This is a genomic window from Rhizobium albus, from assembly GCA_030160035.1.
Taxonomy (GTDB): domain Bacteria; phylum Pseudomonadota; class Alphaproteobacteria; order Rhizobiales; family Rhizobiaceae; genus Georhizobium; species Georhizobium albus.
Genome location: BSNO01000001.1, coordinates 281,520 through 297,911, shown reverse-complemented (window position 1 = coordinate 297,911; position 16,392 = coordinate 281,520). Strand labels below are relative to the sequence as shown.

At 62.9% G+C, this 16,392-nt stretch carries 13 protein-coding genes; 3 read left to right on the top strand and 10 right to left on the bottom strand.

All coding sequences use genetic code 11. The annotated features are described in order from the left end of the window. Positions 1–83 precede the first annotated feature (83 nt). Positions 84–476: a Co2+/Mg2+ efflux facilitator ApaG/CorD gene (gene apaG / locus QQL76_RS01335; RefSeq protein ID WP_126008378.1), complete on the top strand. Its 393-nt coding sequence runs from the start codon at positions 84–86 to the stop codon at positions 474–476. Further along, entirely contained in the window at positions 473–1,930 is a 1,458-nt protein-coding gene (locus QQL76_RS01330) for a TrkH family potassium uptake protein (RefSeq protein ID WP_245451443.1), read from the top strand. Before apaG ends, QQL76_RS01330 begins: the two co-directional genes overlap by 4 nt. Positions 1,931–1,937: 7 nt before the next feature. Here the strand turns inward: QQL76_RS01330 and QQL76_RS01325 are convergent, their stop codons facing one another. From QQL76_RS01325 to QQL76_RS01305, 5 genes are all read right to left on the bottom strand, one after another. Further along, positions 1,938–5,360, bottom strand: coding sequence for an efflux RND transporter permease subunit (locus tag QQL76_RS01325; protein WP_499206044.1), 3,423 nt, complete (start codon positions 5,358–5,360; stop codon positions 1,938–1,940). Between the two features lie 2 nt (positions 5,361–5,362). Then, positions 5,363–6,799, bottom strand: a complete 1,437-nt coding sequence (locus QQL76_RS01320) for an efflux RND transporter periplasmic adaptor subunit (protein ID WP_499206043.1) — start codon at positions 6,797–6,799, stop codon at positions 5,363–5,365. A gap of 238 nt (positions 6,800–7,037) precedes the next feature. Beyond that, positions 7,038–8,060 (bottom strand): Hsp33 family molecular chaperone HslO, encoded by a 1,023-nt coding sequence (locus QQL76_RS01315; protein ID WP_499206042.1) that lies wholly within the window; start codon positions 8,058–8,060, stop codon positions 7,038–7,040. Positions 8,061–8,129: 69 nt separating this feature from the next. Then, positions 8,130–9,053, bottom strand: a complete 924-nt coding sequence (argF, locus tag QQL76_RS01310) for an ornithine carbamoyltransferase (RefSeq protein ID WP_499206041.1) — start codon at positions 9,051–9,053, stop codon at positions 8,130–8,132. 29 nt (positions 9,054–9,082) lie between these two features. Beyond that, positions 9,083–10,282 (bottom strand): aspartate aminotransferase family protein, encoded by a 1,200-nt coding sequence (locus QQL76_RS01305; RefSeq protein ID WP_499206040.1) that lies wholly within the window; start codon positions 10,280–10,282, stop codon positions 9,083–9,085. 398 nt (positions 10,283–10,680) lie between these two features. On the opposite strand from QQL76_RS01305, the gene QQL76_RS01300 reads away from it, so the two are divergent. Beyond that, positions 10,681–11,196 carry a GcrA family cell cycle regulator gene (locus QQL76_RS01300; RefSeq protein ID WP_499206039.1) on the top strand — a complete coding sequence of 172 codons (516 nt, stop codon included), beginning with the start codon at positions 10,681–10,683 and terminating at the stop codon, positions 11,194–11,196. 44 nt (positions 11,197–11,240) lie between these two features. Here the strand turns inward: QQL76_RS01300 and phoB are convergent, their stop codons facing one another. Genes phoB through pstC form a run of 5 tightly spaced genes read right to left on the bottom strand, consistent with a single transcriptional unit; the run spans position 11,241 to position 16,319 of the window. Beyond that, on the bottom strand, positions 11,241–11,924 hold the full coding sequence (phoB, locus tag QQL76_RS01295) for a phosphate regulon transcriptional regulator PhoB (protein ID WP_126008365.1): 684 nt from the start codon (positions 11,922–11,924) through the stop codon (positions 11,241–11,243). Positions 11,925–11,940: 16 nt separating this feature from the next. After that, a complete protein-coding gene (phoU, locus tag QQL76_RS01290; protein ID WP_499206038.1) occupies positions 11,941–12,654 on the bottom strand; it encodes a phosphate signaling complex PhoU family protein in 714 nt (237 codons plus the stop codon). A gap of 28 nt (positions 12,655–12,682) precedes the next feature. Further along, the gene (gene pstB, locus QQL76_RS01285) at positions 12,683–13,564 is read right to left on the bottom strand and encodes a phosphate ABC transporter ATP-binding protein (protein WP_499206037.1); all 882 of its coding nucleotides are present in this window, start codon (positions 13,562–13,564) and stop codon (positions 12,683–12,685) included. After that, positions 13,561–14,940: a PstA family ABC transporter permease gene (pstA, locus tag QQL76_RS01280; RefSeq protein ID WP_499206036.1), complete on the bottom strand. Its 1,380-nt coding sequence runs from the start codon at positions 14,938–14,940 to the stop codon at positions 13,561–13,563. The genes pstB and pstA overlap by 4 nt, the downstream gene beginning before the upstream one ends. 2 nt (positions 14,941–14,942) lie before the next feature. Beyond that, positions 14,943–16,319, bottom strand: a complete 1,377-nt coding sequence (gene pstC, locus QQL76_RS01275; RefSeq protein WP_499206035.1) for a PstC family ABC transporter permease — start codon at positions 16,317–16,319, stop codon at positions 14,943–14,945. Between the last annotated feature and the right edge of the window lie 73 nt (positions 16,320–16,392).

Here is a 16,392-nt window from a genome sequence, read left to right as displayed (position 1 = left end):
AAACTATGATTCTTGACGTGTCGTGGCCGCTGTAGAATATCAGCGAGAGAATAGGCCGCCGTTGCGGCTTGGAAGGAATGACCATGTATCGCGCATTGACCCGCGACATCGAAGTAACGGTCGAGCCCTTCTATCTGGACGACCAATCGGACCCGGACGACAGCCGTTATGTCTGGGGCTATCGCATCGTGATTGCCAACAAATCCAACACGGTCGTTCAACTGAAGAGCCGCTACTGGCACATCACCGACGAGCAAGGCCGCGTCGATGAGGTTCGCGGCCCTGGCGTCGTCGGCGAGCAGCCCATCCTGCGCCCCGGCGACAGCTATGAGTACCAGTCGGGCTGCCCGCTCGATACGCCGTCCGGCGTCATGTACGGCCTCTACGAGATGCAGTCGGAAGACGGGGAGAGCTTCGAAGTGGCCATTCCCGCTTTCTCGCTGGATCGACCAGGAGCGGCGAGAACGCTCAATTGAGCGATGCGCTCGATTTCCGGCCGGTTTTTCTTGTTACAGGCACCCTCCTCGCCGCGCTCGGGCTGGCCATGCTCGTTCCGGCGCTGGTCGGGTTTGCCGCTCAGGACGAAGACTGGACCGTCTTCGTCGTCTGTTCGCTGATCACCACGCTCGTCGGCAGCTCGCTCTTCGCCGCAACGAGAGGCACTGCGCAAGGCCTTTCCCGGCGCCAGGCACTGTTGATGACGGTGATCTCGTGGCTGGCGCTCGTCTTCTTCGCCTCCCTGCCCTTCGTCTGGACCGGCGTTCTGCCGAGCTACACCGATGCATTTTTCGAGAGCATGTCGGGTCTGACGACCACCGGCGCAACCGTCATCATTGGGCTCGACACCACCTCGGTCGGGGTTCTGTTCTGGCGCGGCCTGCTGCAATGGCTGGGCGGCCTCGGCATCATCGTCATGGCGATCGCCGTGCTGCCCATGCTGCAGATCGGCGGCATGCAACTGTTCAAGGCCGAAGCCTTCGATACGGCCGAGAAGATCCTGCCGCGCGCGCGCCAGATATCCAGTTCCATCACCTTCGTGTTCATCGGCATCACGCTGATCTGCGCCATGTGCTACGGCGCCGCCGGCATGGGCATCACCGATGCGGTCATCCATGCCATGACCACGGTCGCCACCGGCGGCTTCTCCACCAAGGATGCCTCTTTCGGCCATTTCGACAGCGCTTCCATCGAGTGGATCGCGGTCTTCTTCATGATCGCCGGGTCGATCCCGTTCCTGCTTTACGTGCAGCTGCTGCAGGGGCGGGCGCGCTCGCTCTTCGACGACGATCAGGTACGGGCGTTCCTCCTGTTCGTACTCGCGGCTTCCCTGATCGCTTGGGGCATCGCCGATCGCAGCGGCTACCACCAGGGCCATGACGCGCTGCGACACGCGGCCTTCAACGTGATCTCCGTCGTCACCGGCACCGGCTATGCGTCGACCGATTACGGCCTCTGGGGCTCGCACGCCGTCGCATTCTTCTTCGTCATCATGTTCGCCGGCGGCTGTGCCGGGTCGACTTCGTGCGGGATCAAGATCTTCCGCTTCATCGTGCTGTTCGAAGCGGTGCGGGAACACATCTACCGCGTGCTCTATCCGCGCGGCATCTTCCGGCCGAAGTTCAACGGCCGACCGATCGAAGGATCGGTCATCACCTCGGTGATGAGCTTCTTCTTCCTGTTCATCATGGCTTTCGCGTTTCTGTCCCTCGGCCTGATGATGACCGGCCTCGACATGACGACGGCGCTGTCCGGCGCCGGTTCGGCGCTCTCCAATGTCGGCCCGGGGCTTGGCCATCTGATCGGGCCTGCCGGAAACTATGCGAGCCTCAACGATACGGCGAAATGGATCCTGTCGGCGGGCATGTTTCTTGGCCGCCTGGAGCTGTTCACGATCCTCGTGCTCTTCCTGCCGCGGTTCTGGCGAACCTGATCCACGCTTAAAGAGACGCCGGTGTCACCGGTGCCCGGCGGCCGTAGATCGCCGAAAGCGCGCCGCGGATATCGTACCCGATACCGATGAACGCCGGCACCAGCATCAGCACGAGCACGGTCGAAATGCCGAGGCCGAACACGATCGTCACGGCCATCGGGATGAGGAACTGAGCCTGGACGCTCGTCTCGAAGATCAGCGGAAACAGGCCGCCGATCGTCGTCAGCGACGTCAGAAGCACGGCCCGGAACCGATCGCGGCTGGCGCCGATGGCCGCCTCATCGACGGCGTTGCCGGCTTTCAGCCGCTCCTCCATACGGTCAACGAGAATGATGGAGTCGTTGACCAAAATTCCGCCGAGACCAAGCAGGCCGATAAGCGACATGATCGTCAACGGGAAGCCGAGCACCCAATGGCCAAAGACGGCACCGGCAAGCCCGAATGGAATGATCAGCATGACAGCGATTGGCCGCCAATAGCTGCCGAACACCCAGGCGAGGATGATGTAGATCACCGTCAGCGCCGCCATGGTGGCGATCGTCAGGTCTGAGAACGCCTCTTCCTGCTCTTCCGCGCGGCCGCCGAAATTGAAATCCACACCATGTTCGGCGGCAATCAGATCAAGCCCGCCGCTGCCTCTCACCTGCGCAAGAACCGCATCGGGCGTCGTTTGGCCCAGATCCACGTCGCCGGTTACCGAAAGGGTCGACTGCCCGTCCCGGCGTCGGATCGATGAAAAGCCTTGCCGCTCCGAAAGCGATACAACTTCGGTCAGCGGCACATAGCTGCCGTCGGCCGTGCGCAGCTCGAAATTGCGGATCGCGCCGGAGCCTTGCTGGCGCATCGTCTGGCTGATGCGCACCGTCACTTCATCGTCACCGCGCGCAAAGCGGAACGGGATCGCGCCCTGGAAGGCATTGCGGATCTGCCGGCCGACCTCGTCCGTCGTGAAGCCGAGTAGCGCGCCACGCGTCGTCAATTCCATGACGAGCTCGGGCTTGCCGTAGGGAAGATCGTCCTCGACGCCCAAAACGCCGGGGATCGTCGCGAGCAGCGCAATCACATCGTCCGATGCTGCCTTGAGAGAGCCGATGCGGTCGCCCTGCAAGCGGATTTCGACATCACGCCCTGGCGGCCCGAGGCGTGCCTGGAAGATCGAGAAGCGCCGAACGCCGGCGATGTCCGGCGCGGCTTCCTCCCATGCGGCGACGATCTCCGGCGTGCGGATAGTGCGGCTTTCGGATGTCGTCAGCTGCACATTGATCCGCGCCGTCGTATCGCCGCTGCGGCCCGACGTGCCGAGCGTCGTGAAGGTGGCGGCGATCAGCGCGCCCTCTTCGGCAAGGCCTCGTTCCGCTTCCCGCAGCGCCGCCTCGATGCGCCCGATGGCGGCAACGGCTTCATCGTCCGGTAAGCCCGCATTGAAGACGATGCTGCCCGAGATCGTTTCGGCTTCCGGAGATTCAAAGAAGACAAAAGGCACGTGCTGTCCGCGCAGGAGCCCGACGCTGACGATCATCATCACGCCGACCGACAGCGCCACCGTCACGTAACGCCAATGAAACGCCGCGGAGACGACTCGGTTGAACGGCCCGTCGCGGAAGCCTTCGAACCGGCGATCGAAGCCTTCGCGGAAGCGGCTCTTCTGCGAAGCGGACGAACTGGCATCACGGCGCTGCAGTTTCTGAATGGCAAATTCCAGCATACCCGCGATGAGCAGCGCCACGGCGCCGATGATCGCCGCCTGAAGCGCCGGCGCCAGAGTGCCAAGCGCGAGCGAGGCTCGGCCGAGCAGCGACGCGCTTTCCACGGCCAGACCCGATTGACGCGACAGAAAAACGGCCGCCGCAAGCGTCAGCATCAGCGCAATGGCGAGATGGCGCCAATAGGACCAGCCGACGCGCCGCTTGCGCCCGAGCGAATGGGCCAGGTGCCCCGGAAGCACGAAGAAGCATTCGACGAGGCTTGCCACCAGAACGGCAATGACCACGAGCGGCAAAGCACTCATCATCTGCCCGATCGGCCCGCCGAGGATCACGATCGGGGCGAATGCGGCGAGCGTCGTTGCCATGGCGGCGATGACCGGCGTCATGACCATCCCGACGCCATTCTCCGCTGCTGTCAGCGGATCGTCGCCCATCTCGAGCCGCGTGTTGGTCTGCTCACCAACAACGATCGCATCGTCGACGATGACGCCGAGCATCATGATCAGCGCGAAGATCGAGATCATGTTGATCGACTGCCCCGACACATACATGAGCCCGAGCGTGGCCATCACCGCGACTGGTATGCCCGCGGCGACCCAGAATGCGATACGGAAGTCGAGGAATAGGAAAAGCACCACGATGACGACGAGCAAGCCGCCGATACCGTTCTCGATCAGCAGCCACACCCGTTCTTCGAGCGCATCCGACGCCACGTCGTAGGTCTGGATTTCGATATTGGCCGGCAGTTGCGGCGTGAGGCTGGCCAGATAGGTGTTGAGGATCGATGCGGTCTGCAGGGTATCGGCGTTGGCGGCACGCTGAACGTCCAGTTCGATCGCAGGCGTGCCGTTCGAGAAGCCGCGCTGCTCGTCGGGATCGTATCCACCGTCGATGCGCGCAACGTCGCCTAGCGTCACGCGTTCGCCGGTCGGCAGGGTCTTGATCTCCATGGCGGCGAGGCGCGCTGGCGTCTCCCGCTCGGCAATCAGCCGCACCTGGCGCTCGACAGAGCCTTCAACATTGCCCGAAGGCACATCCCGGCTGTTCGCCGAAATCGCCTGCGAGACCTCCTCGATGGTCATGCCAAGTCGACGAAGCTCGCGTTCATCGATATCGACGACAATTTCGGGGCTGCGCAGGCCTGTGAATTCGATGCGGTCGATGCCGCGAGCGACCAGATCGTCACGGATACGCTTCGCCCAATTGCGTTTTACATCTTCCGACGCCGCTCCGGTCACTGCGAGTTTGGCGACACCTTCGAAGAACTGCGCGCGGGTAACCCGCGGCGTCTCCACGTCGGTCGGCAGGTTGGAGACGCCGCGCACAGCGCTTTCCACTTCCGCCAGCGCGCGCTGCATGTCCGTGCCTTCGGAGAAGTCGAGCCGGATCGAGCCCGACCCCTCGCTCGCCGTGGACGACATGTCGTCGACGCCGTCGATGTAGCGCACCGCCGGCTCGACCAGTGCCAACACGTTGCGCTCGACATCTTCGGCACTTGCCCCTGGCCAAGCGAGCGACACCGAGATGCTCGGCTGCTCGACAGGCGGAAAGAACTGGGTGTTGATCCGCGCCAGGCTGAAAAGCCCGAAGATGATCATCAGCGCCATCAGCATGTTGGCGGCATTCGGATGCCGCACGAAGGTGCGGAGGATGCCGCCGCCGGCAGCGCGTCCGGCACGCTGGCGGGCTTCCACCATCGATTGGCGAATGGGAGAGCGCGCCATCGTCAGCCTCCGAAGGCGCGCATGGCGCCTCGGCCACCAGGCCGTCTGCCGCCGCTGCGTTCACCTGCAGGCTCGACAGCCTCGGCCGCAGGATCCGCATCGCTCGCTTCGCCGGCAATGCGCACGGCAAGGCCCTCATCGGCCTCCGTAAGACGCGTCGTCAGAACGCGCTCGCCCGGCTGCAGGTCGCCTCGAAGCAGGACCGTGTCGCCTTGATAAGCGAGAACCGTCACCTCGCGGCGCCGCAGCACGCCCTCTTCGATGACATAGGCATGCCCGGGATCGTAGACTGCGCTTTCAGGCAGTTCGATTGTGTCGGCATAGAGCCGATCCGGCACGGACAGCGCGACGAAGGCGCCCGGCCGCAACTGCACGGCATGATCGGCCGGGGCGAGCCGCGCGAAAACCTCGACGCCGCCGCGGTCTGTCGCAACCGTGGCACCCAGGCGGTCAATCGTGCCTTCATACCGGTACGTCTCCGTGCCGACGACCCACGATGCCTCGATGGCGCGCCCGATCAGGGGTTCGCCATCGGACGAGATCCGGCCGTATTGCGCATCGGTGAGCGTGAAGCGGGCCTCGAGCAGCCGGTCGTCGTAAATGGAGGCGATGATGTCGGCGCTGCCGGCAATACGCCCCGGCTCCGCGATGGCTTCGGAGATCACGCCGGCAAAAGGCGCCGTGAGTATCGTGTTGGCGAGCGCGCGCTCGGCCTGGCGCACCAGCCATTCCTGTCGCTCGATCTCCGCCTGCTGCTGGTTACGGCGGGCCTCTTCCACAAGAAGCGTGTTCCGGCTCTGGCTGACGGCTTGGCTGCGCTGCGACACGACAAGACGGCGTTCATCGAGCTGTTGCTGCGTGCCGGCGCCACGATCGGAGAGAGATTGCGCCCGCAGAAGGTCGCTTTCGGCGATCTCCAATTGCAGTTCGGCACTTTGCTGCTGCTCTCGCTCGGCCGCGATGCGCGCATCGATTTCGCTCAAGACCGCCTGTGCCTGCGCCAGGCTCGCGCGCGCCTCGGTCAATTGCCCTTCATAGACGAAGGGGTCGATCCGGGCGAGAAAGTCGCCCTGCTCGATGCGCTGCCCGGCCCGCAGCTGCGGGTTGACTTCGATGATCTCGCCCGTCACTTGGGCACGCAGATCCACCGTGCGCTGTGCGACGACATCGCCATAGGCGAGAATTTCGGGCCGGTGATCCTCGATCACGACGTCCTGCGCAGCAACCGCATAGACCGTCGGCGTGATCGGGCTCGGCACACGCTCCGGACGCGCGGCGATTACCATCGTCATAACGACATAGGATCCGACGAGGATCGCCAGCATCAGCACAAATTGGAGGACGAAGCGACCGGTGCGCTGCATCGTCGAGCCGGACGCACGCGTGGCATCGTTCACGCGATCGGTCGATACGGACTCGTCATGGGGAGAGATCAGCATAAGCGTGCTCCGTCAAACTCATCGTCTGGGATAGTCGCGGGCTCGGCGCTTCGGCCCTTTTGTCCCGCGAGAACCGCCATCCGACCGACGTCCCCGGCGCACGGCTTTCATATGTGTTCAAGCTAGATGCCGAACGGATGAAGACAAGGCAAATTAAAGTTTTGTCATGTGATCGCGGCTCAAGGCGATGCGTGCCCCGCTCAAAGCGACTTGAGCCGCATGACGCGGCTCAAGAATTCTAGTGGAGGTGGCTTTCGCTTTCCGCGCTGTCCTGACCAAGTTCTTCGGGTTCGAACCGATATTCGGTCGAACAGAACTCGCAGGTGACGGCGATGACGCCATCCTCGGTGCTCTCGGCGATTTCGTCGCTGGTGAAATTGTCGAGCACCGACTTGATCTTCTCACGCGAACACGTGCACCGGTCGAGAACGGGTGCCGGCTCAAAAACGCGCACGCCGCGTTCGTGAAAGAGCCGGAACAACAGGCGTTCAGACCCGACGAGCGGATCGGTCAATTCATCCGCATCGATGCTTTCCACCATGGCGACGGCTTCGACCCAGGCGTCGTCATCCTCGACGCCCGTCGGCTCAAAATCATCCGGCGCATCGCCGCCCGGCAGATCGCTCTGGCGCATGCGTTCGGGCGCATCGGGCAGGAACTGAACGATGACGCCGCCGGCCCGCCATTGATGCCGCGGCCGGCCGTCCTCATCGCGATCATAAAGCTGCGCCACCGAAAGCCGAACCTTCGTCGGTATCTGCTCGGACTGCCGGAAATAGGCGCCCGCGATCTCTTCCAGCGTCGCGCCATCCAGTTCGACGATGCCCTGATAGCGCTGCATGAACTCGCCCTGGTCGATCGTGAAGGCGAGGATGCCCTTACCGAGCAGTTCATGCGGCTCGAGCCGGTTCGCGGCGACCGCTTGCGCAAGCGCCTGCTCGTCAAAGCGCGCATAGGCGCGCACGGCATCAGGGGTGGTGAAGTCTGCCACCAAGAGGTCGACCGGCCCATCGCCCTGCGTCTGCACCATGAACTTGCCCTCGAATTTCAGCGACGTGCCGATCAGCACCGTCAGCGTGATCGCTTCGGCAAGCAGGCGCGCAACAGGCTCGGGGTAATCGTGGCGCGCCATGATCTTGTCGAGCATCGGACCGAGTTGCACCGCACGGCCACGCGCATCGAGCGCCTCCACCTGGAATGGCACGACGTGATCGTCGCCGGCATAGTCGAACTCGCCCAGTCTGGGGCTTTGGTCATTCATCGGGTTTCTCCGGGGAAGAAGTGCCGGCAACAAGCGCACGGCTGAACTATTTGCCGGATATTTAGGTACTCAAATGCCCATGCACCAGGCGATGATGGCCTTCTGCGCGTGCAGCCGGTTTTCCGCCTCGTCGAACACCACCGATTGCGCGCCATCGATGACGCCATCGGTCACTTCCTCGCCGCGGTGCGCCGGCAGGCAGTGCATAAAGAGCGCATCCGGATTGGCCTCCGCCATCAGCGCCTCGTTCACCTGATAGGGCTGGAAGACGTTGTGGCCGCGCGCGCGATGTTCCTGGCCCATGGAGAACCAGGTATCGGTCACCACGCAATCGGCGCCGCGCACCGCATCCATCGGGTCATTCGTCACATTGACGATGCCGCCATTGGCGCGTGCCCAGTCCACATACCGCGCCTCCGGCTCGGAGCCTTCCGGCACCGCGACATTCATCGTGAAACCAAAGCGCGCCGATGCCTCGATCAGCGAATGCAGCACGTTGTTGCCATCGCCCGACCAGGCGACCGTCTTGCCCTTGATCGGCCCGCGATGCTCTTCGAAGGTCAGGATATCGGCCATGATCTGGCAGGGATGGGTGTCGTCCGTCAGCGCATTGATCACCGGCACGGTCGCGTGTTCGGCAAGTTCCAGCAGGCGGCTGTGTTCAGTCGTGCGGATCATGATGATGTCGACATAGCGCGACAGCACCTTGGCCGTATCCGCGATCGTTTCGGCGCGCCCGAGCTGCATTTCCGTGCCGGAAAGAAACAACGTTTCGCCACCAAGCTGGCGCATGCCGACATCGAAGGACACGCGGGTGCGCGTCGAGGGCTTTTCGAAGATCATGGCAAGCACTTTGCCGGCGAGCGGCTTGTCGCCCTGACCCGACTTCAAGGCATCCTTGATCGTGCGCGCATTGTCGATCATCCCACGAAGATCGTCTGCCGTGGTGGTCGATAGATCGATGAAATGACGTGGCGTGCCGTTGGCGCCCATGGTGATGATCCCCGTGCCCCGGCCTGCTTTCAGGCGGAAATTGCCTGTTTGGATGAAGAAAGTTCAGAAGCGACCATGTCGATGCGCGACAGCCCTTCGCGCATTTCCTCGGCCGTGATCGTCAGCGGCGGCAGAAGGCGAACGACATTGTCGCCAGCCGGTACCGACAGCATGTGATGCGCGCGAAGGCCCGCAACCATCTCCGTGTTCGGCACGACGGTCTTCAACCCGAGCATCAGGCCGCGACCGCGGATTTCGGCGACCACATCGGGATAGCGATCCTTGATCGCCTCGAGGCCCTGCTTTGCCACCAGCGACAGGTCGCGCACATGCTCCAAGAAGCCATCCGCCAGGATGACGTCGAGAACGGCGTTGCCGACGGCCATGGCAAGCGGATTGCCGCCATAGGTCGTGCCGTGCGTGCCGGGCACCATTCCCGCGGCCGCTTCGGACGTTGCGAGACAGACGCCGAGCGGGAACCCTCCACCGATGCCTTTGGCGACCGCCATGATGTCCGGCGAAATGCCCGACCATTCATGCGCGAAGAGCTTGCCCGTGCGACCGACGCCCGACTGGACCTCGTCGAAGATCAGGAGGCTACCAGTTTCGTCGCACAGAGCCCTGAGCTGGCGCAGCCGTTCGTCGGAAACCGGCCGAACACCGCCCTCGCCCTGAACGGGCTCGATGAGGATTGCGGCCGTCTCGTCGGTGACGGCAGCTTCAAGCGCTGCCCAATCGTCGAACGGTACCTGGTCGAAACCCTCGACCTTGGGCCCGAAGCCTTCGAGATATTTGGGCTGGCCACCGGCAGCGATCGTCGCGAGCGTCCGCCCGTGGAATGCCCCTTCGAAGGTGACGATGCGGAACCGCTCGCCCTGCCCGCGCGCATGATGATAACGGCGTGCGGTCTTGATCGCACATTCCAGCGCTTCGGCACCGGAATTGGTGAAGAACGCCCGATCGGCGAAGGTCGCCTCCGTCAGGCGGCGCGCAAGCCGCTCCTGCCCGGGGATCTCATAGAGATTGGACAGGTGCCACAATTTGTCGGCCTGCTCCTTGAGCGCGGCGACCAAATGGGGATGGGAATGCCCAAGGGAATTCACGGCGATGCCAGCCGCGAAATCCAGATATCGCTTGCCGTCTTCGCTCGTCAGCCAGACACCATCGCCACGCTCGAAGCGGAGCGGAGCGCGGTTGTAAGTCTCGAAAAGCGGCGACGCCGGTGCCATCTGGCGCAAACTCCCACTCAAGGCCACACCGCAAAAGGGTCGGACGGTTCGCGTCGCAAACCTCAAGGACTGCGGCCTGAAAATTGAAAAGCCGCCCTGCGGCGGCCCGACGCACTATCTTCATTTCGCCCGGTGCTGTCAAGAAAACGCCCCTTGTGCCGGCTACCACGCAAATCGCTCAAAAAGCCCCAAGTTGGGGAAAACTCAAAAAAGCGAATCGGCCGATTCCCGGGACTCTTGTCACGGAGTCTGCCGACCATTAAGTTGAAATAACAGCACTAGACTGCATGCGGCGGACCTAGTCATCACACAGTATTAAGGCGACGCGGTTCCGTTGATACTTCGGGCCAGCGCCGAGGGATTCTGCTGCGCCCTATATCGAAACTGGAGTTGCGGCCATGAATTGGACCGACGAGCGCGTCGAAAAACTTACCAAATTGTGGGCCGACGGCCTCAGCGCGAGCCAGATTGCCGCACAATTGGGTGGCGTGACACGAAATGCTGTCATCGGCAAAGTACATCGCCTGAACCTGCCGGGACGCGCAAAATCCGGCGGCACCCCTGCGCCGCGCGCAAAACGCCCGGCGCCGGCTCCTCGCCCGGCCTCCAACTTCAACGCCCGCCCTGCTGCACCGCGCACGATTTCCCGGGACGGCGCAGCCGCTGCAGTGCGTGAAGATGTCGCCATGGAAGCAGCACCGCAGACGCGTCCCGTCAGCGATGTCGTCGTGCCGATCGCCAAGCGTCTCGCGCTGGTCGACCTGACCGAGCGCACGTGCAAGTGGCCGGTCGGCGACCCCATGCACGAGGACTTCCACTTCTGCGGTCACGATTCAGGCGAGAACACGCCCTACTGCAAATACCACGCGCGCCTGGCCTTCCAGGTCTCGGGCGAAAGACGCCGGGCGCGCTGATCGCGCGCCAAACACTTCATTTGAAATGAAAATGGGGAAGGCGCTCAGCCTTCCAGCGCGTAGCCGGCGCCCCGCACCGTGCGGATGACATCACGCATATTGGCGAGATTGATCGCCTTGCGCAGCCGGCCGACATGCACGTCCACCGTGCGCTCGTCGACATAGATGTCATGGCCCCAGACGCCATCGAGCAGTTGCGCGCGCGAATAGACGCGACCAGGCGACGACATCAGAAATTCCAGTAGCTTGAATTCTGTCGGTCCAAGCCGGATCTCGCGCCCCTTGCGGTGGACGCGGTGGGTTTCGCGATCGAGCGTTATGTCGCCGCTCTGCAGCACCGAAGAGATGACCTCGGGCTTGGCACGGCGCAGCATGGCGCGAACACGCGCCATCAGTTCAGGCGTCGAAAACGGCTTCACCACATAGTCGTCGGCACCGGTCGCGAGACCGCGAATGCGCTCGCTCTCTTCGGCACGCGCCGTCAGCATGATGATCGGCAAGCGTTCGGTTTCAGGCCGCGCGCGCAGCCGGCGGCAGAGCTCGATGCCAGAGACGCCGGGAAGCATCCAGTCCAGGATGAGCAGGTCCGGAACGCGCTCCTTCAGCTGGATCTCGGCCTCGTCGCCGCGGAGAACAGTGTCGACCTTGTAGCCTTCGGCTTCCAGATTGTAACGCAGGAGCACGCTCAGCGCTTCTTCGTCCTCGACGACCGTTATCTTTGGCAGCATCTTCCCATCGTCTCCGTCAGTGGCCGCTGGCCATCACTGTCGCAGTCTTGTCGCCGCGCGGGCGTTCGCCCAGCAGCCGGTCGCCCGTCGCCATGTAGTAGATCGTCTCGGCGATGTTGGTCGCATGATCGCCGATGCGCTCGATGTTCTTGGCGCAGAACAGGAGATGCGTGCAGGCAGAAATATTGCGCGGATCTTCCATCATGTAGGTCAGCAATTCACGAAAGAGCGACGTGTACATCGCGTCGATTTCGTCGTCGCGCTGGCGCACCTGGTTTGCCGCAACGGCGGAGCGTGTCGAATAGGCATCGAGCACTTCCTTCAGCTGCGTCAAAGCGAGTTCGGAGAGGTGCTCGAGCCCCCGCACCAGCTGCTTAGGCTGGGCCGACCCCTGGACGGCGACCACACGCTTAGCGATGTTCTTGCCCATGTCGCCGACGCGCTCGAGGTCGGCGGCGATACGGATCGCGCCCATCACTTCGCGCAGATCGTGTGCCATAGGCTGGCGCTTGGCGATGACGACGATCGCACGCTCGTTGATGTCGCGTTCGGCATCGTCGAGAATGATGTCCTCGGCGATGATCCGCTGCGCGCTCCCCGCATCGGAAGCCACCAGCGCAGCGACGGAGTCGCCCACCATGCGTTCCGCGATGCCGCCCATCTCCGAGACCCGGCGCATCAGATATTTCAGCTCTTCGTCGAAGGACGAGACGATATGCGGATCGCTCATTGTTCTCTCCGTGGCCACAGCCGGTTGGTCAGCCGAACCGGCCTGTGATGTAATCCTGGGTGCGCTTGTCTTCCGGGTTCGTGAAGATCTTGTCGGTCGGACCTTCCTCCACGAGATTGCCGAGATGGAAGAACGCCGTCTTCTGCGATACGCGCGCTGCTTGCTGCATCGAGTGCGTCACGATGATGATCGTGTAGTTCTCGCGCAGTTCGTCGATCAGCTCTTCGATGATGGCCGTTGCAATCGGGTCGAGCGCCGAACACGGCTCGTCCATCAAAATGACTTCCGGCCCGACCGCGATGGCGCGCGCGATGCAAAGGCGCTGCTGCTGGCCGCCCGACAGGCCGGTGCCCGGCTCGTGAAGGCGATCCTTGACCTCGTTGAAGAGCCCGGCCTTGCGCAGGCTCGATACGACCACCTCCTCGGCTTCCGCCTTGGTGCGGATGAGGCCATGAATGCGCGGGCCATACGCGACATTCTCGAAGATCGACTTCGGGAATGGGTTGGGCTTTTGAAACACCATGCCGACGCGCGCACGCAATTCCACGACATCCAGCGAGGGATCGTAGATGTCCTCGCCGTCGAGTTCGATCTTGCCGCCGACGCGCGCGCCTTCGATCGTGTCGTTCATGCGGTTGATGCAGCGCAGGAACGTGGACTTGCCGCAGCCCGATGGGCCGATGAAGGCCGTAACGGCACGGTCAGGAATGTCGACCGAAACGTCGAACAGTGCCTGCTTGGCGCCATAGAAGACCGACACGTCGCTGGCGCGCACGCGAACACTGCGCTGGGCGAGCTCGGCTGCGCCGTGGTCCGTGGCCTGCTCCGCGTTCGGGGTGAGTTCCGCATGTGGAAAGTTCATTCCAGAGGCCATGACGGGATCCTTGGTGATGGTGCTATCTGACGTCACTTGCGTTTCTCCAGTCGCGACCGAAGGAAGATTGCGATCGCATTGAGGCTCAGCATCAGGCCGAGTAGCACGATGATGGCGGCAGAAGTACGCGCTTCGAAGAAATTACGGTTTTCGTTGCCTTGCCAGAGATAGATCTGCACCGGCAAGGCAGACGCCTGGTCCATGGGACTGCTCGGAATGTTGGCGACGAAGGCGTTCATGCCGATGAGCAGCAGAGGAGCAGTTTCCCCGAGCGCCTGAGCGACACCAATGATGGCGGCAGTCAGGATGCCCGGATAGGTGATCGGCAGCACGTGATGGAAGACCATCTGCGTGCGCGATGCGCCGAGACCGAGGGCTGCCTGGCGAAGAGAAGGCGCCACGGCGCGCAGCGATGAGCGCGTGGCAATGATGATCGTCGGCAGCGTCATCAGCGTCAAGACGAGACCACCGACGAGCGGCGCGGAAAGCGGCAGGCGGAAATAGTTGATGAAGACCGCCGCACCCAGCAGACCGAACACGATGGAAGGCACCGCTGCCAGATTGTTGATCGTGATCTCGATCACATCAGTCAGGCGGTTCTTCGGCGCGAATTCTTCGAGATAGACGGCGCTTGCGACACCGATCGGCACGGCGAGCACGATGACGATCAGCATCATGTAGAGCGAGCCCATGAAGGCGCCCGCGAGACCCGCGCTGGCCGGTGCCGAGCGGGAGTCGACATTGGTGAAGAGGTGCGACGCGAAGGCGAAGCGAATCTCGCCACGCTCCAGAAGGTCGTCAGCAAGCGCCCGCGCATCCGCCGAAAGCTGCTGGCGGGCATCCGGCAAGCTGCGGTCGATCGTGCCCTTCAGCCAGTTATCGGCGTCAGCCGAAGCCAGAAGAGAGAATTCGCGGGTCTGACCGAGCAGCGACGGGTCGCTCGTGAACGCATCACGGATGACGAAGCGCTGAGAACTGTCGATGATGGCAGCAATGTCACGCGCGTCGCCCTCGAACTCCGGCACGATCGTGCGGATCGAAGTCTCCAGCAGACGGTTCCAGTTGAGCAGGGCTGCGGCGCGCAGCCATCCATTCAATTGCGCACTGTAGTCAGCCGGAGACTGACCTGGGCTCTGTACTGGACGCTCGCCAAGATCGATGACCTCGGGATCGAAATAGACGTCGACCGTCACCTGCGCCTGCTGGAACGCTGGAAGCCCACGCTGAAGCACGTCGTAGAAAAGAATGGCGACGAAACCGAGCGCCAGGACCACGGCGGTAATGCCGAGGCCATGGAAGAGGCGCTCCTTGCGGTGCCGTGCGCCCAGGCTCTTCTTGACCCGCTGGCGCCGCTCTTCGGCGGTGACCGCAGTGCCGGCGCTGGCTGTCGTTGTGCTGTCGAGATTAGCCATGATCAGTCATACTGCTCCCGGAAGCGGCGGACGATGTAGAGCGCACCGACGTTGAGAACCAAGGTCAGCACGAACAGCGTCAGGCCAAGCGCGAAGGCGACGAGGGATTGGGGTCCGGCAAAATCACTGTCACCGGTGAGCTGGTTGACGATCGAAACGGTGATCGTCGACGTCGGCTCGAAGGGATTGAAGCGCAGCACCGGGCTGTTGCCGGCCGCAAGAACGACGATCATCGTCTCGCCGATCGCACGGCTGACAGCCAGCAGGATGGCGCCAACGATGCCCGGGAGAGCAGCCGGCAGGATGACCCGGCGGATCGTCTCGGACTTCGTTGCACCAAGGCCGAGCGAGCCGTCGCGCATGGCAGTCGGCACCTGGCGGATGATGTCGTCGGATAGCGACGAGATGAACGGGATGATCATCACACCCATCACGATGCCGGCCGTAAGTGCGCTGGTGGCGCGGATATCGACGCCGATCGCGTCACCAAAGCTTGCGAGGAAGGGTCCCACAGTCACCAGAGCGAAGAAGCCGTAGACGATCGTCGGGATACCCGCGAGCACTTCGATCAGCGGCTTGACCACGCTGCGCACACGCGGCTTGGCGTATTGCGACAGGTAGACTGCGGCCATCAGACCGATCGGCACTGCCGTCAGAATGGCGATGATGGTGATCTGGATCGTACCCCACAGAAGTGGGATCAGACCATATTCGCCACCGCCACCGGCACCAGTCGTGGAGAAGCGCGGGTTCCAGACGGTCCCGAAAAAGAAGTCGAGCGGATTGACGAAAGAGAAGAAGCGCATGGCTTCGGTCAGGAGCGACGCCACGATGCCGAACGTCGTCAAAATGGCGACGACGGAGCAGGCGAGAAGGAGAATGCGGACTGCACCCTCGACTTCGTTGCGGGCGCGAAACTGAGGCGTGATGCGCTTGCGGGCATAGAAGAGGCCAAGCGCTGCAAGCGTGGTGGCTGCCGCCACGACAATCAGGAAAGCTGTGGTCTGAAACCTTCCGACGGCCTGCGCAGCTGTCCGCTCGAACTCCTGAACCTCACCGACGACGCCGTAGCCCGTTGCAAGAGCCTCAACGCGCGCGATCGAGGCGCGCAGCGCATTGCCGCCCTCTGCAACGAGGCTTTCGGGAAGATACCAGGTGATGAAAGTGCGGATGACGTAACTGTCGAGAAGCGCCCAGGCACCAAGCAGGAGAAGCAGCGGAACGAGCGTCCAGATCGCGATCGCAGAGCCATGATAGGATGGGCGCGAATGCAGACGACGGCCTGAAGTGCCTGCCAAGGCGCGACTTCTGGAAGAACCGGTCTGGTAGGCGATGCCGAGAAAGGCAAGGATCAGCGCAGTGATGATCAGGGTGTTCATCGGCGTGCCTTGAATGACCAAATGTCAGGGAAGCAGAATGGGGCCCCGCCGCTATGGCGAAGCCCCTTTTGGT

Coding starts and splice junctions, on each gene's coding strand:
- apaG (WP_126008378.1), top strand. CDS start 84: ATGTATCGCGCATTGACCCGCGACATCGAAGTAACGGTCGAGCCCTTC.
- QQL76_RS01325 (WP_499206044.1), bottom strand. CDS start 5,360: ATGGCGCGCTCTCCCATTCGCCAATCGATGGTGGAAGCCCGCCAGCGT.
- QQL76_RS01320 (WP_499206043.1), bottom strand. CDS start 6,799: ATGCTGATCTCTCCCCATGACGAGTCCGTATCGACCGATCGCGTGAAC.
- QQL76_RS01315 (WP_499206042.1), bottom strand. CDS start 8,060: ATGAATGACCAAAGCCCCAGACTGGGCGAGTTCGACTATGCCGGCGAC.
- argF (WP_499206041.1), bottom strand. CDS start 9,053: ATGGGCGCCAACGGCACGCCACGTCATTTCATCGATCTATCGACCACC.
- QQL76_RS01305 (WP_499206040.1), bottom strand. CDS start 10,282: ATGGCACCGGCGTCGCCGCTTTTCGAGACTTACAACCGCGCTCCGCTC.
- QQL76_RS01300 (WP_499206039.1), top strand. CDS start 10,681: ATGAATTGGACCGACGAGCGCGTCGAAAAACTTACCAAATTGTGGGCC.
- phoB (WP_126008365.1), bottom strand. CDS start 11,924: ATGCTGCCAAAGATAACGGTCGTCGAGGACGAAGAAGCGCTGAGCGTG.
- phoU (WP_499206038.1), bottom strand. CDS start 12,654: ATGAGCGATCCGCATATCGTCTCGTCCTTCGACGAAGAGCTGAAATAT.
- pstA (WP_499206036.1), bottom strand. CDS start 14,940: ATGGCTAATCTCGACAGCACAACGACAGCCAGCGCCGGCACTGCGGTC.
- pstC (WP_499206035.1), bottom strand. CDS start 16,319: ATGAACACCCTGATCATCACTGCGCTGATCCTTGCCTTTCTCGGCATC.